Consider the following 18,847-nt stretch of genomic DNA (forward strand, 5'->3'; position numbering starts at 1 on the left):
CCAGGGCCGCCGCGGAGCGGGCTTGACCCGGCCGCTGGCGGCGTCCCCCCCCTTGGGGGGAAGGCGCGCAAGCGCCTCAGGGGGCGGCTCATCTCGGCGGGTCGCGGTATTCGACGTACGCGCGGCCGCGCACTTCGCGCGCCCAGGTCTCGAAGGCTTCCTGCGCCTTCTTTTCGCGCAGCATGTTGCGCGCCAGCTGGCGCTGCTCGGCGGCGGTGAGCACCTGTTCGCGCCGGCCGTCGACACGGATCACGTGCACGCCGAAGCGCGTGACCACCGGGTCGCTGACTTCGCCGGGGTTGAGGTTGTTCATGGCCTGCTCGAATTCGGGCACGAACTGGCCGGGCGGCACCCAGCCCAGTTCGCCGCCGTCCTGCGCGCTTTCGTCCTGCGAATATTCGCGCGCCAGCTGCTCGAAGCTGGCCTGGCCGGACACCACGCGCCGCTTGATGTCGGCCGCGCGCTCGCGCGCCACGCGCTCGCTCTGCGTCGGGCCGGTGCGCAGCAGGATGTGGCGCACCTGCGTCTGCGGGATCTTCACCTCGGGCAGGTCGTTGTTCTGCTTGCGCTCCAGCACCTTCAGCACGTGAAAGCCGGCGTCGGACTTGACCGGGCCGACCACGTCGCCCATGCGCGCGCGCTGCACGCTGCGCTGGAACAGCTCGGGGTATTGCTCGATCGGGCGCAGGCCCAGCACGCCGCCGTCGCGGCCGCGGTTGTTGGCGTCGGAATATTCGGTGGCCAGCTTGGCGAAGTCTTCGCCGCCGCGCGCGCGGCGCGCCGCTTCGTCGGCACGCGCCTGCAGGCGGGCCTGTTCCGCGGCGTTGGCGCCTTCGGGCACGGCGACCAGGATCATGGCCAGGTTCAAATCGACCGCGCCGGCGCGTGCGCCGGTCTGTTCGCGGATGAAGCTGTCGACCTCGGCATCGGTGACGCGCAGCTTGGGCTCGATCTCCTGCTGGCGCAGGCGCGCCAGCAGCACCTGGTTGCGCACATCGTCGCGGAAGTCCTTCACGGCGATGCCGTCCTGCTCGATGCGGGCGTACAGCTCTTTCACCGAGCTGAGCTGGTTCTGGCGCGCGATCGACAGCTCGGCCTGCGTCAGCGCCGCGTCGTCCACCTTGACGCCGATTTCGCGCGCGTACTGCAGTTGCGCGCGTTCGGCGATCAGGCGCTCCATCATGTCCTTGCGCAAATCGGCACCGGCCGGCGCCGGCATGCCGCGCTCGGCGATCTGCCGTTGCGCGCGGGCCATGCGGGCGCGCACCTCGTTGTTGGTGACGGGCTCGGTGTTGACCACGGCGACGATGTAGTCGGCTTCGCGCGGGCCGGCCGTCGCCGCCGGGCGCGCGGGCGCCGGTGGCGCGGCCGCGGGTGCGCTGGGCGGCGCGGCGGCAGGCGCCGGAGCCACGGCGGGCGCGGCCTGGCGCGCTGCCGGCTTGGGTGCGGGCTTGCGCGCGGCTTTTCGCGCCGGCTTTTTGGCGGCGGACGGGCTGGGCGAGGCGGCGGGCGCGCTGGCGCCGGTCTGTGCCTGTGCGGGCCAGGCCAGCGCCACGCACGCCGCCGACACCGCAAGCCAGCGGGCGTGGGCAAGGCGAGAAAGAACGCGAGACATCTGTTTTCTCCTTAACGCACCGCACGCATCACGGCGTGCGCGGGGCGGCGGGCGCGCCGGACTCGGGGCTCATTCATATTCGGTGAAGCGGCTGGGCGGCGTGACATCATCGCGCAGGTAACGGTAGCGCGGAATGGTGTTGCGCAGCCGGCTCAGCGGGTCGCTGCCCAGGCGCGACAGGCCGACGAACTCGATCTGGAACAGGATGCGCTTGGTGGACGAGGTGATCGAGCTGTGCAGCTTCTCGACCACCAGCCGGCCGATCCAGCAGCCGGCATCGTATTCGATGCCCAGCAGCCCTTCGGTCAGCTGCCGGCCGTGCAGGTCGTAATTGAGGCGGCCGACGCTGTACCAGTCGCTGCGGCCGCAGCTGCCGCCACTGGCGCGCGCGGTGGAACCCAGTTCGCCCCGCCGGCCAGCCCGCTGGCTGAGCGGCCACTGCCAGCCGACGTCGACCGATTCGCTGTTGAGGTCGCGCTGGTGGCGATAGGCCATGCTGACGGTGCGATACGGGCCGGGCGAGTAGCGCCCCTGCACGGTGGTGCGGGTGCTGGTGCGCGTGTCCAGGTTGTACTGCACCACCGTGTCCAGGCCCCATTGCGGCGTCCAGTTGATCGACGCGCCCAGCATCAGGTCCGACCAGCCGGGCGTGGTGGGCGCGCCGCCCGGCATCACCACCTGCTGGCCGCTGAAGCGGTAGCGCTGGGCCACGGCCAGGCGCACGGCTTCGGCGCCGGTTTCGGGGTCGAGCAGGCGCGTGGTGAGGCCGCCGGTGACCAGGTTGTTGTCGACGATGCGGTCGTTGCCGGCAAAGGCGTTTTCGGCCCAGATGGTGGCAAAGTTGAAGTCGTAGGCGCCGGTGTCGTACACCGGCAGCCGGCTCTGGTCGCGGTACGGCGTGTACACGTACATCAGGCGCGGCTCCAGCGTCTGGCGGAAGGCGCGGCCGAAGTAGCGGGCGTCGCGCTCGAACACCAGGCCGCCGTCCAGGCTGAAGGTGGGCAGCACGCGGCTGGCGCTGCTGCTGCCGTCGGCGAGGGGGCCGTCGAAGTTGTACTGCGTGGCGTGCAGCTGCAGCTTGGGCGTCAGGAAACCCCACGGCCGCGTGAAGGGCCGCGCCACCTGCGCCTGCACAAAGGCGCGGTCGGCGTTGACCTGCCGGGTCAGCAGCGGGTCGGCGTGAAAGCGCGTGAAGTCACCCACCACCGAATAGTCAAACCCGCGGTCGTTCAGGCGGCCCCAGCGCGCCACCAGTTGCGGCAGGCGGTCGTAGGGCGGCAGGATGGGGGCGTTGACGTCCTGCAGCGTCTGCCACTTGACGGCGCGCGCGTTGAACGAGAAGTCGCCCCGGCCCCACGACAGCATGCCGTCGTTGGCCAGCAGGCGGGTGGTCAGCGCCACGCCGTTGCGCGTGAAGTCGCGCCAGTAGTCGTTGTCGCTCACGCGGTTGAGGTTGAGCCCCACGCCCACGTTGCCGATGCCGTCGATGCCCGTGTCGTGCGACCCGTTGTGGCGCACGAAATAACCCCAGCGGTTGAGCCCGCCGCGCAGGCGGTCGTTGGGCATCCAGTTGGCGTTGAGGCGGCCCTGGTAGCCGACTTCCATGTAGCGGAATTCGCCCTGCACATCGACGCCGCGGCGCGTCATGATGCCGGGCGTGACGGTGGCGTCGCGGTTGGGCGCGATGTTCCAGTAGTGCGGCACCGCCAGGTTCAGGCCGCTGCGGTTGTCCAGCCCGATCAGCGGCGGCAGCCAGCCGGACTTGCGCTGTTCGCCCAGCGGAAAGCTCATGGTCGGCACCGGCAGGATGGGCACGCCCTTGAATTCCAGCACGGCGCCGTAGGCGCGGCCTTCGTCGTCTTCGCGGTCCAGGTCCAGCCGGTCGGCGCGCAGCAGCCAGTCCGGCCGCCAGTCGGCGCCGTCGCCATAGCGCTCGCAGGTGGTGTAGGTGCCCTGCCAGACGCGCGAACGGTCGCGGTCGAGCATGTCGATGCGCTCGGACGCGCCGTGCGCGCCGGTGGCCAGGAAGCGGTAGGTCGGCTGCAGCAGAAAGCCTTCCATGGCGTCGAGCCGCAACTGGCCGGACGTGGCGGTGTAGCGGTCTCCCTCGGCGTTGACGCGCGCGCCGCCGGTGAGGGTGGCGGTGTCGGTGGTTTCGTCGTACACCAGCTTGTCGCCGAAGGCCACGCGGCCGGGCTGGCGCAGCTCGGCGCGGCCTTCGATCACCGTTTCCAGATCGGTGCGGCCGGTGATGCGGTCGCCATACACCACGGTGGGCGGGTTGACGTTGTCGGCCAGGTCTTCGGCCAGCAGCGGCGTGGCGCGCAGGGTCAGCGGTTCGGTCTGCGCCAGCGCCGGCCCCGCCAGCAGGGCGAGCACGGCCCAGGCCACGGGACGCAGCCCGCCGCGAAAGGGCGCCTGACACAGCGAAAGGGAAAGCGGCGAAGCCTGCACTGCGGATCGGTCGGAATGGGCGGCCAGCCCGCGCGACCCGGGTGGCGGCGTGCGGGGCACGCTGGCGCGTCGGGGCGATGGCTCGCTCTAGAATCGATTATCCATGAGCGACGCGACACCGGCCCCACTGTCACCTTCCGTTTCCGCTGCGGGCGCGCCAGGCCCCGCGCCCACGTGGGCCGACCCCGCCCGCCATGCCGCCTTTGACGCCTGGCTGGCCGGCGTGGCCGGACCGCAGTCCCTGCAGCCCGCCAGCCTGCGCGTGGCCTCGGCCGACGCCAGCTTCCGGCGCTACCTGCGTATCGACACGCAGGACGGCGGCAGCCGCATCATCATGGACGCGCCGCCCGCGCACGAGAACTGCGCGCCCTTCGTCCACGTCGCCGGGCTGATGCAGGCGGCCGGGCTGAACGTGCCGCAGGTGCTGGCGTGGGACGAGCCCCACGGCTTCATGCTGCTGACCGACCTGGGCGCGCAGACCATGATGGCCGCGATCGACCCCGACCGCCCCGAGGCCAACCGCCCGCTGTACGAGCAGGCGGTGGACGCGCTGCTGCGCTGGCAGCAGGCCTCGCGCCCCGGCGTGCTGCCGCCGTACGACGAGGCCGTGCTGCGGCGCGAGCTGGCGCTGTTTCCCGACTGGTACCTGGCGCAGCACCGCGGCGTGGCGGTCGACGGCGCGCTGCGCGACACGCTCAACCAGACGTTCGACCTGATCGTCGCGCGCAACCTGGCCGCGCCCAGCGTCTACGTGCACCGCGACTTCATGCCACGCAACCTGATGCTGCCCACCACCCCAGGCGGCGCGCTGGGCGTGCTGGACTTCCAGGACGCGCTGTACGGCCCCGCCACCTATGACATCGCCAGCCTGATGCGCGACGCCTTCCTGACGTGGGACGAGGAATTCGTGCTGGACATCACCGTGCGCTACTGGGAGCGCGCCCGCAAGCTGGGGCTGATGGACTTCGAGGACTGGCACAGCGACTTCGGCAGCTTCTGGCGCGCCGTCGAATGGATGGGCCTGCAGCGGCACCTGAAGGTGGCCGGCATCTTTGCGCGGCTGACCCTGCGCGACGGCAAGCCCAAGTACCTGGCCGATGCGCCGCGCTTCATCGCCTACATCCGCCACACCGCCGGCCGCTACCGCGAGCTGGCACCGCTGCTCAAGGCCATCGACCAGATCGAGGGCACCGAGGCGGTCAGCGGCTGGGCGTACGGGCGGGTCTGAACGGGCGCGGCTTCACGCCGCGGCCCGCCGTTGATCTTTGAGCGAATGTGTGACCTTGCGCGCTCCAGACAAGCGCCTGCAGCTATCTTATATATAGCAAACCACCAGCCAGGCAGCGCTGCCATTGCGCCGGACAGCGACAAATAGCCCGCGCCCCACGCCGGCGCCATGCCGCTGATCTACCATCGCCGGCATAGCAACCAAGAGGAGCGCGAGGATGGGCCTGTTCGACTGGCAAGAGAAACCCGTGTCGGTGCTGCAGGGCGGCGGCGTGATCGCCCCCGACGAGCGCCTGCCCTGGCCGCAGACGGCGGCCATGGGCGTGCAGCACGTGATCGCGATGTTCGGCGCCACGGTGCTGGCGCCGATCCTGATGGGGTTCGACCCGAACCTGGCGATCTTCATGAGCGGCATCGGCACGCTCATCTTCTATTTCATCACCGGCGGCAAGGTGCCGAGCTACCTGGGCTCGTCGTTCGCCTTCATCGGCGTGGTAATTGCCGCCACGGCGTACGCGGGCAAGGGGCCCAACGCCAACATCGGCGTGGCGCTGGGCGGCATCATCGCCTGCGGGCTGCTGTACACCGTGATCGGCGCCATCGTGCAGGCAGCGGGCACGGGCTGGATCGAGCGGCTGATGCCGCCCGTGGTGACCGGCGCGGTGGTGGCGGTGATCGGGCTCAACCTGGCGGGCATTCCGGTCAAGAACATGGCGGCGGGCAACTTCGACGCCTGGATGCAGCTGGTCACCTTCGTCTGCGTGGCGCTGGTGGCGGTGTTCACGCGCGGCATGGTGCAGCGGCTGCTGATTCTGGTCGGCCTGCTGCTGGCCACGGGGGTCTACCTGGTGCTGACCAACGGCATGGGGTTGGGCAAGCCGATGGATTTTTCGGGCATCGCGAACGCCGCCTGGATCGGCATGCCCAAGTTCACCGCGCCGGTGTTCGAGGCCAATGCGCTGCTGCTGATCGTGCCGGTGGCGCTGATCCTGGTGGCCGAGAACCTGGGCCACCTGAAGGCGGTGACGGCCATGACCGGCCGCAACCTGGACCCGTACATCGGCCGCGCCTTCATCGGCGACGGCATCGCCACCATGGTGAGCGGCAGCGCCGGCGGCACGGGCGTGACGACGTATGCCGAGAACATCGGCGTGATGGCGGCCACGCGCATCTATTCGACCGCGGTATTCGTGGTGGCGGCGCTGATCGCGCTGCTGCTGGGCTTCAGCCCCAAGTTCGGCGCGCTGATCCAGGCGATTCCGCTGCCGGTAATGGGTGGCGTGAGCATCGTGGTGTTTGGCCTGATCGCCGTGGCGGGCGCCAAGATATGGGTCGACAACCAGGTGGACTTTTCCGACCCGGCCAATCTGCTGACGGCGGCCATCACGCTGGTGCTGGGCACGGGCGACTTCACGCTGAAGTTCGGCAGCTTCGCGCTGGGCGGCATCGGCACGGCGACGTTTGGCGCGGTTCTCCTACACGCGCTGCTGCGGCGGCGTTCGTAAGATGCCTGTTTTTGACTAACGAACATCGGAGATCGCTTGATGATGACCAGTCCCCGCTTCCTTCGCCTTGCCGTCGCACTGGCCGCTCTGGGCGCCGTGGGCGCCTGCACCACCACGCGCAGTGACAGCGCCACGCCCGTCGCCCGCGCGCAGGCCGAGCTGCGCGCCACCACCACCGCGCAGCCCGTGGCGGGCAAGCCGGTGCAGGGGTTGATCCGCTTTGCGCAGATGACCGACGGCGCGGTGCGCATCACCGGCCAGGTCAACAACCTGGCGCCCAATGCGCGCGTGGGCTTCCACATTCACGAAAACGGCGTCTGCAGCGGCGACGGCACGGCTGCGGGCGGCCACTTCAACCCGACCGGGCGCCAGCACGCCACCCCCGGCCAGGGCCACGCCGGCGACCTGCCCATGCTGCAGGCCGACGCCACCGGCAGCGCCACCGTGCAGTACGTCAGCCACGACATCCAGCTGACCGGACCGCAGAGCATCGTCAACCGCGGCCTGATCGTGCACGCCAGCCCCGACGACTACCGGACCCAGCCCACCGGCAACGCCGGCGCCCGCGTGGCCTGCGCGGTGATTGAGCCGGGGCATTGAGTTTTTTGCCGCGCAGTGGCAAGCCGGCTGCGCGGCATAGAGACAGCACCGCCAGCGCGTCTGGCGCCTTGGCGAGTGGCCTTTTTGACTCGCAACGCATGGCTGGAAATAGCGTGAACAGGCCCTAATTCGTCCATCGCCCGGCAAGGCTGCGCTGAATGCGCAAATCGCGCCGCGGCCACCGGGTGTCGCACCAACGCGGCTGACGGCTATTCGCCCGCCCGTTTCAACCGCTCGCTCTTCCAATACACATCGTCCCCCGCGCTGCCATCCGGCCGGTGCCGGTTGAGCACGCGGGACAGCACGAACATCAGGTCGGACAGGCGGTTGAGGTAGCGGCGCGGGGCGTCGCGCACGGCCTCTTGCTGGCCCAGGGCGACGACGGCGCGTTCGGCGCGGCGGGCGACGGTGCGGCAGATGTGGGCCTGCGCGGCGGCGCGGGTGCCGGCGGGCAGGATGAATTCCTGCAGGCGCGGCAGCGTGGCGTTGTAGCGCTCCAGCGCGTCGTCCAGTTGCGCCAGCGCGTCGTCCTGCAGCAGTTCAAAGCCGGGGATGGACAGCTCGCCGCCCAGGTTGAACAGCTGGTGCTGGATGTCGATCAGCAGCTCGCGCACGTCGGCCGGCATGTCGTCGCACAGCAGCAGGCCGATGTGGCTGTTGAGTTCGTCGACGTCGCCCATCGCCATCGGCCGCGCGCTGGCCTTGGAGACGCGGGTGTTGTCACCCAGGCCGGTGGTGCCGTCGTCGCCGGTGCGGGTGGCGATCTGAGTCAGGCGCTTGCCCATGCTTGGTTTCTCACTTTTTGATAGCTGACTGCGCAGCACTGGCGGCCGCTCGCAGCCCCAAAAGATATGAATCGACGCCAAAGCCGCAGATCTGCCCGCGTGCAATGTCAGCGATGTAGGAGTGGTGGCGGAACGGTTCGCGCGCGTGCACGTTGCTCATGTGCACTTCGACGATCGGGCATTTCAGGATGGCCAGCGCGTCGCGGATGGCGACGCTGGTGTGCGTCCACGCGCCGGCGTTGATGACGACCGCGTCGGTGCCGTCGCGGTGCGCCTGGTGGATGCGCTCGCACATGGCGCCCTCGTGGTTGGTCTGAAAGCACGCCACCGTCGCGCCCAGTTCGCCCGCCAGCGTCTGCAGCGCCCCGTCAATGTCAGCCAGCGTGGCGGTGCCGTACTGGCCAGGGTCGCGCTGGCCGAACATGTTGAGGTTGATGCCGTGCAGGACGAGGAGGTTCATGGTGGACTTTTTTGCAATGAAGGAAATGGTCAGACCAGCGGCACCGTGAGCCGCGCCAGCACGTCGCGCGTGTCGGGGCGCACGCCGCGCCACCAGGCAAAGGCCTCGGCGGCCTGCTCGACCAGCATGCCCACGCCGTCGGCCACGCGGGCACAGCGCGCCGCTTGCGCGGCTTTCAGAAACGGCGTCAGGCCCTTGCCATAGACCATGTCGTAGGCCAGCGCGGCCGACGCGAAAGCGCTGGCGGGCACGGCGGGTGCTTCGCCGCTCAGCGATGACGAGGTGGCGTTGATGACCAGCTCGAACGTGTCGCTGGCGGTCAGATCGGCCAAGCCGCCGCCTTCGACCACGCAACCGCCCAGGTGCGGGGCCGCTTCGCGCGCCAGGCCGGTCGCCTTGGCGGCGGTGCGGTTGGCCAGCACCAGCCGCGCCACGCCCGCGCGCGCCAGCGGCAGCAGTGCGCCGCGCGTGGCGCCGCCGGCGCCCAGCAGCAGCACGCGTTTGCCGGCCAGCGGAAGGCCCAGGTTGTGTTCGATGTCGCGCACCAGGCCAATGCCGTCGAAGTTTTGCGCCTCGATGCGCTCGCCGTCGAAGCGAAGCGCGTTGGCCGCACCCGCCAGGCGCGCGTCGTCGCTGGCCTGCGTGGCCGCGGCCAACGCCTGCAGCTTGAACGGCAGGGTGACGTTCAGTCCGCGCCCGCCGGCGGTGCGGAAGCTGGCCAGCGCGCGGTCAAAGCCGCCGGGTTCGGCGCCGCCGTCGATCATGTCGTACGTCATGTCCTGGCCAGTGGCCTGCGCGAACAGGCCATGGATCAGCGGCGATTTGCTGTGGGCGATGGGGTGGCCGATGACGGCATAGCGGTCGGGCATGGGCAATCCGGGATGAAAGGCACGCCCTGCAGGCGCGCGGCACGCCCGTCATCTTATGCTGCCGGTCGCGCCGCCACCGCGTGGCGCGGCAGCACCGTGAAGGCCAGCACCACCAGCACCACGCCCGCCAGCAGCAGCGGCAGCACCATGGGCCAGGGGCCATAGGGCATCTGCGGCCCGACAAACAGCGCGGCGGTCTGCCCGGCGCAGAAGGCGCACAGCATCATCAGAAAGCCCGACCACGACACGGCGCGGCCGGCCAGCGCGGGCAAATCCTGCACCGCGCCGGCCTGCCCGCAGGGCTGGTGGATGCCGTGACCCAGCACATAGACGGCGTGCCCGGCCAGCAGCGGCCAGGCCGCACCGGGCCACAGCAGCCAGCCCGCCACCTGCATCAGCCCGCCGCTGACGCTGGACAGCGCCCCCAGCTGCACCGTGCGCACGGCGCCCCGGTGCCTCAGCAGGCGGCGGCACAGCTGTGTGCTGGCGATGTACACCAGCGAGCCGCCGGCGGGAATCCACCCGTACAGCGCCGGCGACAGGCCCAACAGCGTGATGTAGACCATGGGCGACAGCAGCAGGAAGCAGAACACGCCGGCATAGCTGAAGGAGGAAACCCCCGTCCAGACGCGAAACGGCCCGTTGGTCAGCACCTGGCGCACTTGGGCGCGCGACGATTCGGGAACCGCGGCGCTGGCGCCACGTGCGCCCAGCGTTTCGCCAAACCAGCGCCAGCAAGCCACGCCCAGCAGCGCGCCGTACACGCCCATCGCCACCATCACCGCGCGCCAGCCAAAGGTCTGCACCATCCACGCACCGGCCAGCGGCGAGATGAGCGCCACCACGCCCAGGCCGCTCAGGCCGCGCGCCATCACCTGCAGGCCTTCGCCGGCGCTGAACAGGTCGCGCACGGCCGCTCGCGCACACACCAGGATGGCCGCCATCGCCAGCCCTTGCGCCGCGCGCAGCGCTGCCAGCGCCGCCGTGCCCGGCGCCCACGCGCAGGCCAAGGCGGCCACGGTGTACAGCGCCAGGCCCAGCAGCAACACCGGGCGGCGGCCCCATCGGTCGGCCAACGGGCCAAAGCCCAGTTGCGCGGCGCCGAAGGCCAGCACGAAGGCGGTGAGGCTGGTGCTGGCCGAGCCGAGTTCGCGCGCAATCGCCGGCAGCGCGGGCAGATAGCTGTCGGTGGCCACCGGCTGCGCGGCCAGCAACAGCGGCAGCAGCGCCGCGAACAGCGCAACGCGCGAACGCGGCGCCGGCGGCATCAGTAGCTGATCCGCGCGCGCTGGCGCAGTTCGTCGGCGCTGGCGCCGGGCCAGCCAAAGAAGTCCAGATAGGCCGGAATCTGCTCGAACAGCATGTCGGTGCCCACCTGCACGGGACAGCCCTTGGCCATGGCGGCTTGCAGCAGCGGCGTGTGCTCCGTCTTCATCACCACTTCGCCGACGAAGGTTGTGGAGGCGATGCGGTCGACATCGAACGGCAGCGGGTCGCCGTCCTTCATGCCCAAGGGCGTGGCGTTGACAATGGCGTCGAAGCCGGCCGGGTCGTTGGCGCCGGTGCGAACGGTCAACTGCGGGTAATGCTGCGCCAGCCGGGCGCCCAGCGTCTCGGCCGTGCCGGGCCGCGCGTCGTACAGCATCAGCTCGGCCGCGCCGGCCCCGGCCATCGAAGCCGCAATGGCCGAGCCCACGCCGCCCGCGCCCGACACCAGCACGCGCGCGCCACGAAAGCTGCGGCCCTTGCGCTCGGCGCCGCGCACGAAGCCGGCGCCGTCGAACATGTCGCCGATCAGCCGGCCGTCGGCGGCCTTGAGCACCGCATTGCAGGCGCCGGCAATGCGCGCCGCCGGGCTGGCCTCGTCCACCAGCGCCAGCGTGGCCGGCTTGTGCGGCATGGTGATGAGCGCGCCGCGCACGTTGCTCATGCGCAGGATGAGCGGCAGCGCGGTGGCGAAATCGTCGGCCGTCACGCCCATGGGGATGACGGCGGCGTCGATGCCGTGCGCGTCAAACCAGGGGTTGTAGATCATCGAGGCCTTGAAGCTCTCGGTGGGAAAGCCGATGTGGGCAATCAGCGTGGTCTTGCCGGACAACATGGTGGGCGTGGCGCGCGGAGGCTGGTCTCAGGCCGCGGCATGGGCGTGGCCGGCCAGCGAACGGGCGCGCTGGCGCTCGTATTCGGCCTCGGGCACCGGCTGGGCGTTGGGGTTGCCCAGGTCGTTCATGTGCACGCGGAAGGTCTCGCGGGCGCTGAGCGCGGCCAGCGCGGCGATGACGGTGATGCCGAAGGCAATGGCGCCCACGGTGAACCAGATATTGGTGGACCCGGGCGGCGCCACGGCCGTGAACAGCGCCGGCAGCATGGCGGTGACGGCGGTGCCCAGGTTCTGCGAAATCGCCATCGCCGATACGCGGGTGCGGGTGGGGAACAGCTCGGGATAGAAACTGGGGAACACGGCGTTGTAGCCCTGGTAGACCACGCCCCACATCAGCAGCGACATGGCCACGGCCAGCGGCACGTTCCTGATGCTGATGGCGTACAGGTAGCCAAACGCCAGCAGCCCGGCCAGCAGCGAGCCGACGATGATAGGCGGGCGGCGGCCGACGCGGTCCGACAGGTTGCCCACCAGCGGAATCACCAGCACCGCCAGGATGTTGCCCAGCACGGGGATCCACAGGTACACGTCCTTCGCAAAGCCGATGCCGTAGGCCGGCTGCACCGCGTAGGCGGCGCCGAAGATGGTGGCGACGACCGGAATCACGTTCATCAGCGACATGCAGATCACGCGCAGCATGTCTTTCCAGCTGTACTTGAAGGCGTCGACGATGGGCGAGCGGGCGCTGGCCTGCTGCGCCACCTTGTCGGTGAAGGCGGGCGTTTCGTGCACCTTGCGGCGGATGATCCAGCCGGCGATGATGACGATGAAGCTCAGCAGGAACGGAATGCGCCAGCCCCAGCTGTTGAACGCTTCCGGCTCCATGTAGTGCGCCAGCGGCAAAAAGACCGCCGCCGCCAGAATCTGCCCCGCCTGCACGCCCTGCAGCGTGAAGCTGGCGAAATAGCCCCGGCGCCCAAACGGCGCGTGTTCCAGGATCATGGAGCTGGCGCCGGAGATTTCACCCGCCACCGCAAAGCCCTGAATCAGCCGCATCAGCACCAGCAGCGCCGGTGCGAGCAGGCCCACCTGGTCGTAGGTGGGCAGCAGGCCGACGGCGATGGTCGAAAAGCCCATCAGGAACATGCACCACAGCAGCACCTGCTTGCGGCCGCGCGTGTCGCCCAGGTGGCCCAGCACGAAGGCGCCAATCGGCCGCGCCACGTAGCCCACGCCGTAAGTCGCCAACGAAGCGATGATGGCAATGGCCGGATCGCCCTTGGGAAAGAACACTTGCGGAAACACCAGCGCCGCGGCGGTGGCGTAGATGAAGAAGTCGTAGTACTCCAGCGCCGAGCCGATCCAGCCGCTGGCGGCGGCCTTCTTCGACTGGTGCTTGCCGGTGGGTTCACCGACGGGGGTGGTGCTCATGCTTGTCTCCGGTGGGTGGCGGCGGCCTTTTTGGACGCTCGGGTGGGTGGCGCGCCGTGTCTGGCGTGGCGCGAATGTACGGCGGCACCCCGCGCGACCGGTAGGTGGCGCCGTGCGGCGTTGTGCGATAGTCGGACGAAGATGTGCGAAGATCGATCGCACCTAGGGTTTACACCGAGTGCCGCCCGCAGCGCGCGCGGCGCCGCTTTCGTCACGGAGCGCGTTCATGTCCAAGCCTTCACCCTCCGCGTCACCGGCGCCCGACGCCCTCGGCGCCCCCCACGCTGCAGCCACGCGACTGGATCGCGGGGCTGGAACGAGGCCTGGCGCTGATGCAGGTGTTCGACGAAGCGCACCCGCGCATGACGGCGGCCGAAGTCGGCAAGCGCGCCGGCCTGGCGCGCACGGCGGCGCGGCGCTACCTGCTCACGCTGCAGCACCTGGGCTTCGTGGGGGGGCGACGGCAAGCTGTTCTGGCTCACGCCGCGCGTGCTGCGGCTGGGGCAGGCGTATCTCGAATCGGCCCGGCTGCCGCGCATCGTGCAACCCTTCTTGCAGCGCGTGACCACCGGCACCGCCGAAACCGCCTACCTGAGCGTGCTGGATGGCGACGACATCGTGTTCATCGCCCGCAACGGCCCCAACCGCAACATGAACACCGGCTACGTGCTGGGCGCCCGCGCGCCGGCGCAGGTGACGGCCGCCGGCATGCTGCTGCTGGCGCTGCGGCCCGACGCCGAGGCGCAGCACTGGCTGGCCACGCACCGGCCGATGGTCTTCACGCCGCACACCATTGCCAGCACCGACGTGCTGTGGGCCGAATTCCTGCGCATCCGCAACCAGGGCTGGGCCTTGTCGGAGCAGCAGCTGGACCTGAATTCGCGCGGCGTCGCCGTGCCGCTGCGCGAACGCCACGGCAGCGTGGTGGGCGCGCTCAGCATCACCATGCCGATCGGCCGCGAGAAGGGCGACGACGCCGTGGCCCGCACCCTGCCTGTGCTGCGCGAGACGGCGCAGGCGATGCGCGAGCTGATCTGAGCCGCGGGGGTCCAGCGGACGCATCGCGCCACGGCATATTCAACACCGTGCACATCAAAAATGAGCCGCCAGCGCTTGCCAAATAAGCGCCGACAGCTATTATTTTTGAAGCAACCATCGAACTGCGCAGAACCAGCGATGCCCTTACACTGGCTGATCGATGCGCACCACACGCGCAGGAGATTCCGCCCATGAACGCCCCCACCCCGCTCGCCCACGTCACGCCCGAGATCAAGCCGCGCCCCGCGCCGCCTGCGCTGATGGCGGCGCTGAAAGAGCGCTTTGGCGCGGGCTTTTCCGAAGCCATGGCGGTACGCGAGCAACACGGGCGCGACGAGTCGGCCTTTACCACCGTGCCGCCGCCGGCCGGCGTGGTGTTTGCTGAAAGCACGCAGGACGTGCAGGACGCCGTGAAGCTGTGCGCCGCGCACCAGGTGCCGGTGATTCCGTACGGCGTCGGCTCGTCGCTTGAAGGCCATCTGCTGGCCGTGCAGGGCGGCATCAGCCTGGATGTGTCGCGCATGAACCGCGTGCTGAGCGTCAACGCCGAAGACCTGACCGTCACCGTGCAGCCGGGCGTGACGCGCAAGCAGCTGAACGACGAGATCAAGAGCACCGGCCTGTTCTTCCCCATCGACCCCGGCGCCGACGCCAGCTTGGGCGGCATGACGGCCACGCGCGCCAGCGGCACCAACGCCGTGCGCTACGGCACCATGCGCGAAAACGTGCTGGCGCTGGAAGTCGTCACCGCCAGCGGCGAAGTGATCCGCACCGGCACCCGCGCGCGCAAGAGCAGCGCCGGCTACGACCTGACGCGCCTGTTCGTGGGCAGCGAAGGCACGCTGGGCGTCATCACCGAAGTCACGCTGCGCATCTACCCGCTGCCCGAGGCGGTGTCGGCGGCGATCTGCAGCTTTCCGACCATTGCCGACGCGGTCAACACCGTGATTCAGACCATCCAGCTGGGCGTGCCGATCGCGCGCGTGGAACTGATCGACGCCCACAGCGTGCGCGCCGTCAACGCGCACAGCAAGCTGACCCTGCGCGAAGAGCCGCTGCTGCTGATGGAATTCCACGGCTCACCGGCCAGCGTCAAGGAGCAGGCCGAGACGGTGCAGGACATCGCGCGCGACCACCACGGCGACGACTTCGAATGGGCCGACACGCCCGAGGAACGCACGCGCCTGTGGACGGCGCGGCACAACGCTTACTTTGCCGCCGTGCAGAGCCGCCCGGGCTGCCGCTGCATCACCACCGACACCTGCGTGCCCATCAGCCGCCTGGCCGACGCGCTGCTGGACAGCGTGCAGGAGGCCGAGGAAAGCGGCATCCCCTACTTCCTGGTCGGCCACGTGGGCGACGGCAACTTCCACGTCGGCTACCTGATCGACCCCGACGACGCCGACGAACGCGCGCGCGCCGAAGCGCTGAACCACCGCCTCGTCACCCGCGCCCTGGCGCTGGGCGGCACCTGCACCGGCGAACACGGCATCGGCCTGCACAAGATGGACTTCCTGCTGCACGAAGCCGGCGCCGGCGCCGTGGCCATGATGCGCACCATCAAGCAGGCGCTGGACCCGGACAACATCATGAACCCGGGGAAGGTGTTTGCCGTGTGACGCTTGGCGCGATGAGCGCTTGGGCGTGCGCGCGTTGAAAACCGAAGACCGGACGCGAAGTACGCAAAGGATTCGCGAAGGACGCAAAAAAAACAGCCCCAAGAATTTTTCTTGGTCTTCTTCTGGGTCCTCTGCGTCCGGCCGCTTGATCTGTTTTGGCGCACTAAGCCAGCGCATTAATCAAGCCTTTTTAGCTCCGCGCCCGCGCCAATCAAGCGCCTCTCGCTATTGTTAGCATAGCGCATCAACCCAAATCGAACGGCCGCGGAGCAGGCCAAGCGCGGAACGCCGCGGAAGGGCTTGGCCCGCCCGCTGGCGTTGTCCCCCTTCCCGCGCGCAGCGCGGCAAAGAAGGGGGAAGCGGCGCCAGCCGCTCAGGGGGATGCCCTTTATTTCCCCAGCGCCTCGCGCGTAACCGAATCCATGCGCCCGGTGGGCCGCAGGCCGCGATCTTTCTGGAAGGCAGCCAGCGCCGCCTGGGTGCGCGCGCCGGCCACGCCGTCGACGGAGCCGGGGTCGTAGCCCAGGTCCTGCAGCCGCTGCTGCACGTCGCGCATGGTGCGCACCTGCATGGGCGGCAGCGACGCAGGCCGGGCGGGCGCCGGCGGGGGCGTGACGGCGGGGGCCGGTGCAGGCACGACGGCCGCTGGCGCGGGCGGGAGCTTGGGCGCGGCGTCAGGACGGGCCGGTTCGGGGGTCGAGCAGGCAGCCAGCCAGACGGCGGCCAGCAAGGGGGCGGCGTGTTGAAACTTCATGCGATCCTCAGGTGGAGCGGGCGCGGCGCAGTGCGCAAGTCGGCACGGCCGCATACTGCGGCAGGATATATATCGGATGCGAAAGTAGCACTAACAAGCAGTCAGCACAACATGATTCCACGATTCAAAACGCATTATACATCTGCAGCATGTCACTTCAACCGCGCTGCCGCCTCTGAATAAAACTCATTATGCGGATATTTTATCCGCTCTGCCGAAATAACATCTTTCAATTTGCGCTTAAAGGCCGGGTTCGAGTTAAGTTGATTTTGCTCCGACGCATTCATATCCATGATCCATGCGAGAATTTTTCTGGGATCCTGACCATCCTTCATTAACTGCTGCTCAATATAGTGCATGGCTGGCTGACCCGTTTCAACCGCGCTCACATTGGCACTCGCCTTCATCCAGGTCGCATACTGAGCCAGTTGCAACGCGCCGACGCTTGATCTGGTTTCATCAAAAACAGGTTCACTCTTGCCAAGTATGGCCTCCAACAGTTTTACGCTGTTCCCATCAACGAAATAAGGATTCGCGCTCGCATAGCTTGCTATGATTGCTGCGCTAAATCTATTTTCGGATTTCAGGATTTTATCAAAAATAATAGACCTGGCCTCGGCCGGAGCAATAACGGACAAGTGCGCCATGTCGCCATAGTACCGGTCGTCATCTATAATATTTTTCCTGTGCGCATTTGATAAAACACTCAACGAATCATCAAAATAATCAAGCCTCGAATAGACCAGCACAATAGCCTCTTGAACCTCGCGATTTTCATTTGCCTCAAGCGACTTCAGCAATGAATTGCGGGCGAAGTTCTTTATTCCGAAATCTCGGGATTTTGTATATTGCTGACCCAACAATTTTGCTGCGGCCTTCTTTTGATCGACGCTGCGGGACGAACTTAGAATTCCGCTAAGCTTTTGGATATTTGGATAGGATGCTGGCAAGCCTGATGCGCCGCTTTGGCTCAATACATCCACATCTGCAGAAGCGCCAACCCTGCTGGACACAAGACCATCCAGCATACGCTGAGCTAACCGGCCGTCTGACAAATCGCTTGCGATTGCATTCGAACTAACGAGCGCATTTACCATAGCAATCACTGCTGCGCCCCCTCTGGTAAGATGGCGCGCGCTGGTGTTCAATCGAGTGAGAGCCATCTTTATAGACTTCTTTTGGCCTTTGCACTAGCAAGCCCGGCAAATCAGTGGGCGCTAAATCCTGCCCTTCATGTATGCCGTGCCCAACGTCTCGTGCCCTGGGGACACAGTCGGCTAAGCACTCGGACGATTAAGCCGTGCGCTGGCACCTGTGGGGTGAGCACGCGGGTGGCCTATCTCCCGCTTTCCGGGTTCGAGAGCATGGACAAGCAGCCGAACCGGTATTGGGGCATGAAACCAGGGCAGTGCGACGAGCGTTAGCGCAGGTCACGTCTCGGCCGACCGCGTCAGCGGCCGTTCAACGGCGGCGGCGCGTGTTGGACCGGGGCGCGTTCTCGGGGGTGTAGGTCTGCGATGGTGCGGCGCCGCCGTCCACGCCGAGCCGGCCGCCGCCGCCCAGGCCCTGGCCCTGCACGCGCTGGGCGCGGTAGTTGCGCACGGCGCGCACCATCTGGTTGTAGGCGTCCATGAAGGCGGCGGTGATGACCTTGCCCTGCGGTGTGTTCTGGTAGCCGCCCAGGCCGCCGCCGGCCACGCCGCCGAACAGCGCGCCCATGCCGCCGAAGTCGGTCTTGGAGGCGCTGCCTTCCGACGCCGCGACCTGCACGCCCGAGCGGTTGTCGACCAGCGTCAGCATGGTGGACGCCTCGCGCGTCTTGGTGCCGGCTGCCACAGCGCCCAGCAGGCCGCCGCCACGGCCACCGATCAGGCCGCCCAGCGCGCCACCGATGCCGCCGGTGTTGCCTTCGCTGAAGATGATCTCGGGCGACATGCCGTAGTCCGACGCGACCATCTGCCCGCCGCCGAAGTTGCTGCCGCCGCGCATCTGGCCCGAGCCCATCAGCTCGCGCTCGCGGTTCATGGCGCGCATGCCGGCGGCGCCGCGCTCGACCACCACGAAGCAGTTGGACTGCTGGATCAGCAGGCGCAGCAGGTTGGCGGTGGGCGGCAGGCGGTATTCGTTGCGCAGGATGGTGTACCAGCCGGCGTGTTCGTTTTCGACCAGCGACACGGTGCCCAGGGGCGACGCGCATTTCTCCAGCTGGGTGTTTTCGCCCGACGCGCTGGCGCCGCCGGCGGCGCCGGTGGCCACGGTCTTGGCGTCCTGGCTGCCCATTTTCATGTTGGTGGTTTCGCAGCCCGCCAGCAGCACGGCGACGCCCGCGGCCGCCAGCACGGCCCATTTATTTTTCTGCATCTTGATCCACTCCAGTGAAGATTCGCGT

Annotated in this window: 15 protein-coding genes and 1 pseudogene; 5 read left to right on the plus strand and 11 right to left on the minus strand. The window is 68.5% G+C overall.

What is annotated here, in order from left to right; translation table 11 throughout:
* Nucleotides 1-88 precede the first annotated feature (88 nt).
* Nucleotides 89-1,615 carry a peptidylprolyl isomerase gene (locus R0D99_RS00105; protein ID WP_317749403.1) on the minus strand — a complete coding sequence of 509 codons (1,527 nt, stop codon included), beginning with the start codon at nucleotides 1,613-1,615 and terminating at the stop codon, nucleotides 89-91.
* A 69-nt stretch (nucleotides 1,616-1,684) separates the two neighbouring features.
* Nucleotides 1,685-4,006, minus strand: a complete 2,322-nt coding sequence (locus R0D99_RS00110) for an LPS-assembly protein LptD (protein ID WP_317749404.1) — start codon at nucleotides 4,004-4,006, stop codon at nucleotides 1,685-1,687.
* Nucleotides 4,007-4,172: 166 nt separating this feature from the next.
* On the opposite strand from R0D99_RS00110, the gene R0D99_RS00115 reads away from it, so the two are divergent.
* The 3 genes from R0D99_RS00115 to R0D99_RS00125 all read left to right on the plus strand — a co-directional run bounded on the left by R0D99_RS00115 (nucleotide 4,173) and on the right by R0D99_RS00125 (nucleotide 7,401).
* Nucleotides 4,173-5,297: an aminoglycoside phosphotransferase family protein gene (locus R0D99_RS00115; protein WP_317749406.1), complete on the plus strand. Its 1,125-nt coding sequence runs from the start codon at nucleotides 4,173-4,175 to the stop codon at nucleotides 5,295-5,297.
* A 217-nt stretch (nucleotides 5,298-5,514) separates the two neighbouring features.
* Nucleotides 5,515-6,801 carry a solute carrier family 23 protein gene (locus R0D99_RS00120; RefSeq protein WP_317749408.1) on the plus strand — a complete coding sequence of 429 codons (1,287 nt, stop codon included), beginning with the start codon at nucleotides 5,515-5,517 and terminating at the stop codon, nucleotides 6,799-6,801.
* A gap of 39 nt (nucleotides 6,802-6,840) precedes the next feature.
* On the plus strand, nucleotides 6,841-7,401 hold the full coding sequence (locus R0D99_RS00125; protein ID WP_317749409.1) for a superoxide dismutase family protein: 561 nt from the start codon (nucleotides 6,841-6,843) through the stop codon (nucleotides 7,399-7,401).
* Nucleotides 7,402-7,610: 209 nt separating this feature from the next.
* Here R0D99_RS00125 and R0D99_RS00130 read toward each other — a convergent pair whose 3' ends face one another.
* From R0D99_RS00130 to R0D99_RS00155, 6 genes are read right to left on the minus strand one after another with little or no spacing between them, the layout of a single operon-like run.
* Complete coding sequence (locus R0D99_RS00130; protein ID WP_317749410.1) at nucleotides 7,611-8,186, minus strand: cob(I)yrinic acid a,c-diamide adenosyltransferase; 576 nt, start codon at nucleotides 8,184-8,186, stop codon at nucleotides 7,611-7,613.
* Between the two features lie 10 nt (nucleotides 8,187-8,196).
* Nucleotides 8,197-8,646 (minus strand): type II 3-dehydroquinate dehydratase, encoded by a 450-nt coding sequence (gene aroQ, locus R0D99_RS00135; RefSeq protein WP_317749411.1) that lies wholly within the window; start codon nucleotides 8,644-8,646, stop codon nucleotides 8,197-8,199.
* Nucleotides 8,647-8,675: 29 nt separating this feature from the next.
* On the minus strand, nucleotides 8,676-9,515 hold the full coding sequence (aroE, locus tag R0D99_RS00140) for a shikimate dehydrogenase (RefSeq protein WP_317749412.1): 840 nt from the start codon (nucleotides 9,513-9,515) through the stop codon (nucleotides 8,676-8,678).
* Between the two features lie 53 nt (nucleotides 9,516-9,568).
* Complete coding sequence (locus tag R0D99_RS00145) at nucleotides 9,569-10,783, minus strand: MFS transporter (RefSeq protein WP_317749413.1); 1,215 nt, start codon at nucleotides 10,781-10,783, stop codon at nucleotides 9,569-9,571.
* Nucleotides 10,783-11,616 (minus strand): shikimate dehydrogenase, encoded by an 834-nt coding sequence (locus R0D99_RS00150; RefSeq protein ID WP_317749414.1) that lies wholly within the window; start codon nucleotides 11,614-11,616, stop codon nucleotides 10,783-10,785. The genes R0D99_RS00145 and R0D99_RS00150 overlap by 1 nt, the downstream gene beginning before the upstream one ends.
* Before the next feature lie 27 nt (nucleotides 11,617-11,643).
* Nucleotides 11,644-13,047: an MFS transporter gene (locus R0D99_RS00155; protein ID WP_317749415.1), complete on the minus strand. Its 1,404-nt coding sequence runs from the start codon at nucleotides 13,045-13,047 to the stop codon at nucleotides 11,644-11,646.
* A gap of 332 nt (nucleotides 13,048-13,379) precedes the next feature.
* Between R0D99_RS00155 and R0D99_RS00160 the strand changes: the two are divergent.
* Both R0D99_RS00160 and R0D99_RS00165 read left to right on the plus strand, forming a co-directional pair.
* Nucleotides 13,380-14,085, plus strand: a pseudogene (locus tag R0D99_RS00160) (IclR family transcriptional regulator domain-containing protein).
* A 191-nt stretch (nucleotides 14,086-14,276) separates the two neighbouring features.
* Nucleotides 14,277-15,704 carry an FAD-binding oxidoreductase gene (locus R0D99_RS00165; protein WP_317749416.1) on the plus strand — a complete coding sequence of 476 codons (1,428 nt, stop codon included), beginning with the start codon at nucleotides 14,277-14,279 and terminating at the stop codon, nucleotides 15,702-15,704.
* A 388-nt stretch (nucleotides 15,705-16,092) separates the two neighbouring features.
* Here the strand turns inward: R0D99_RS00165 and R0D99_RS00170 are convergent, their stop codons facing one another.
* The 3 genes from R0D99_RS00170 to R0D99_RS00180 form a co-directional block, all read right to left on the minus strand.
* A complete protein-coding gene (locus R0D99_RS00170; RefSeq protein WP_317749417.1) occupies nucleotides 16,093-16,458 on the minus strand; it encodes a peptidoglycan-binding domain-containing protein in 366 nt (121 codons plus the stop codon).
* A gap of 152 nt (nucleotides 16,459-16,610) precedes the next feature.
* On the minus strand, nucleotides 16,611-17,621 hold the full coding sequence (locus tag R0D99_RS00175; RefSeq protein ID WP_317749418.1) for a hypothetical protein: 1,011 nt from the start codon (nucleotides 17,619-17,621) through the stop codon (nucleotides 16,611-16,613).
* A gap of 298 nt (nucleotides 17,622-17,919) precedes the next feature.
* Nucleotides 17,920-18,819, minus strand: a complete 900-nt coding sequence (locus R0D99_RS00180; RefSeq protein WP_317749419.1) for a CsgG/HfaB family protein — start codon at nucleotides 18,817-18,819, stop codon at nucleotides 17,920-17,922.
* Nucleotides 18,820-18,847: the final 28 nt, after the last annotated feature.

This window comes from Ottowia sp. SB7-C50 (genome assembly GCF_033110285.1).
In the GTDB taxonomy this organism is placed as follows: Bacteria; Pseudomonadota; Gammaproteobacteria; order Burkholderiales; family Burkholderiaceae_C; genus Ottowia.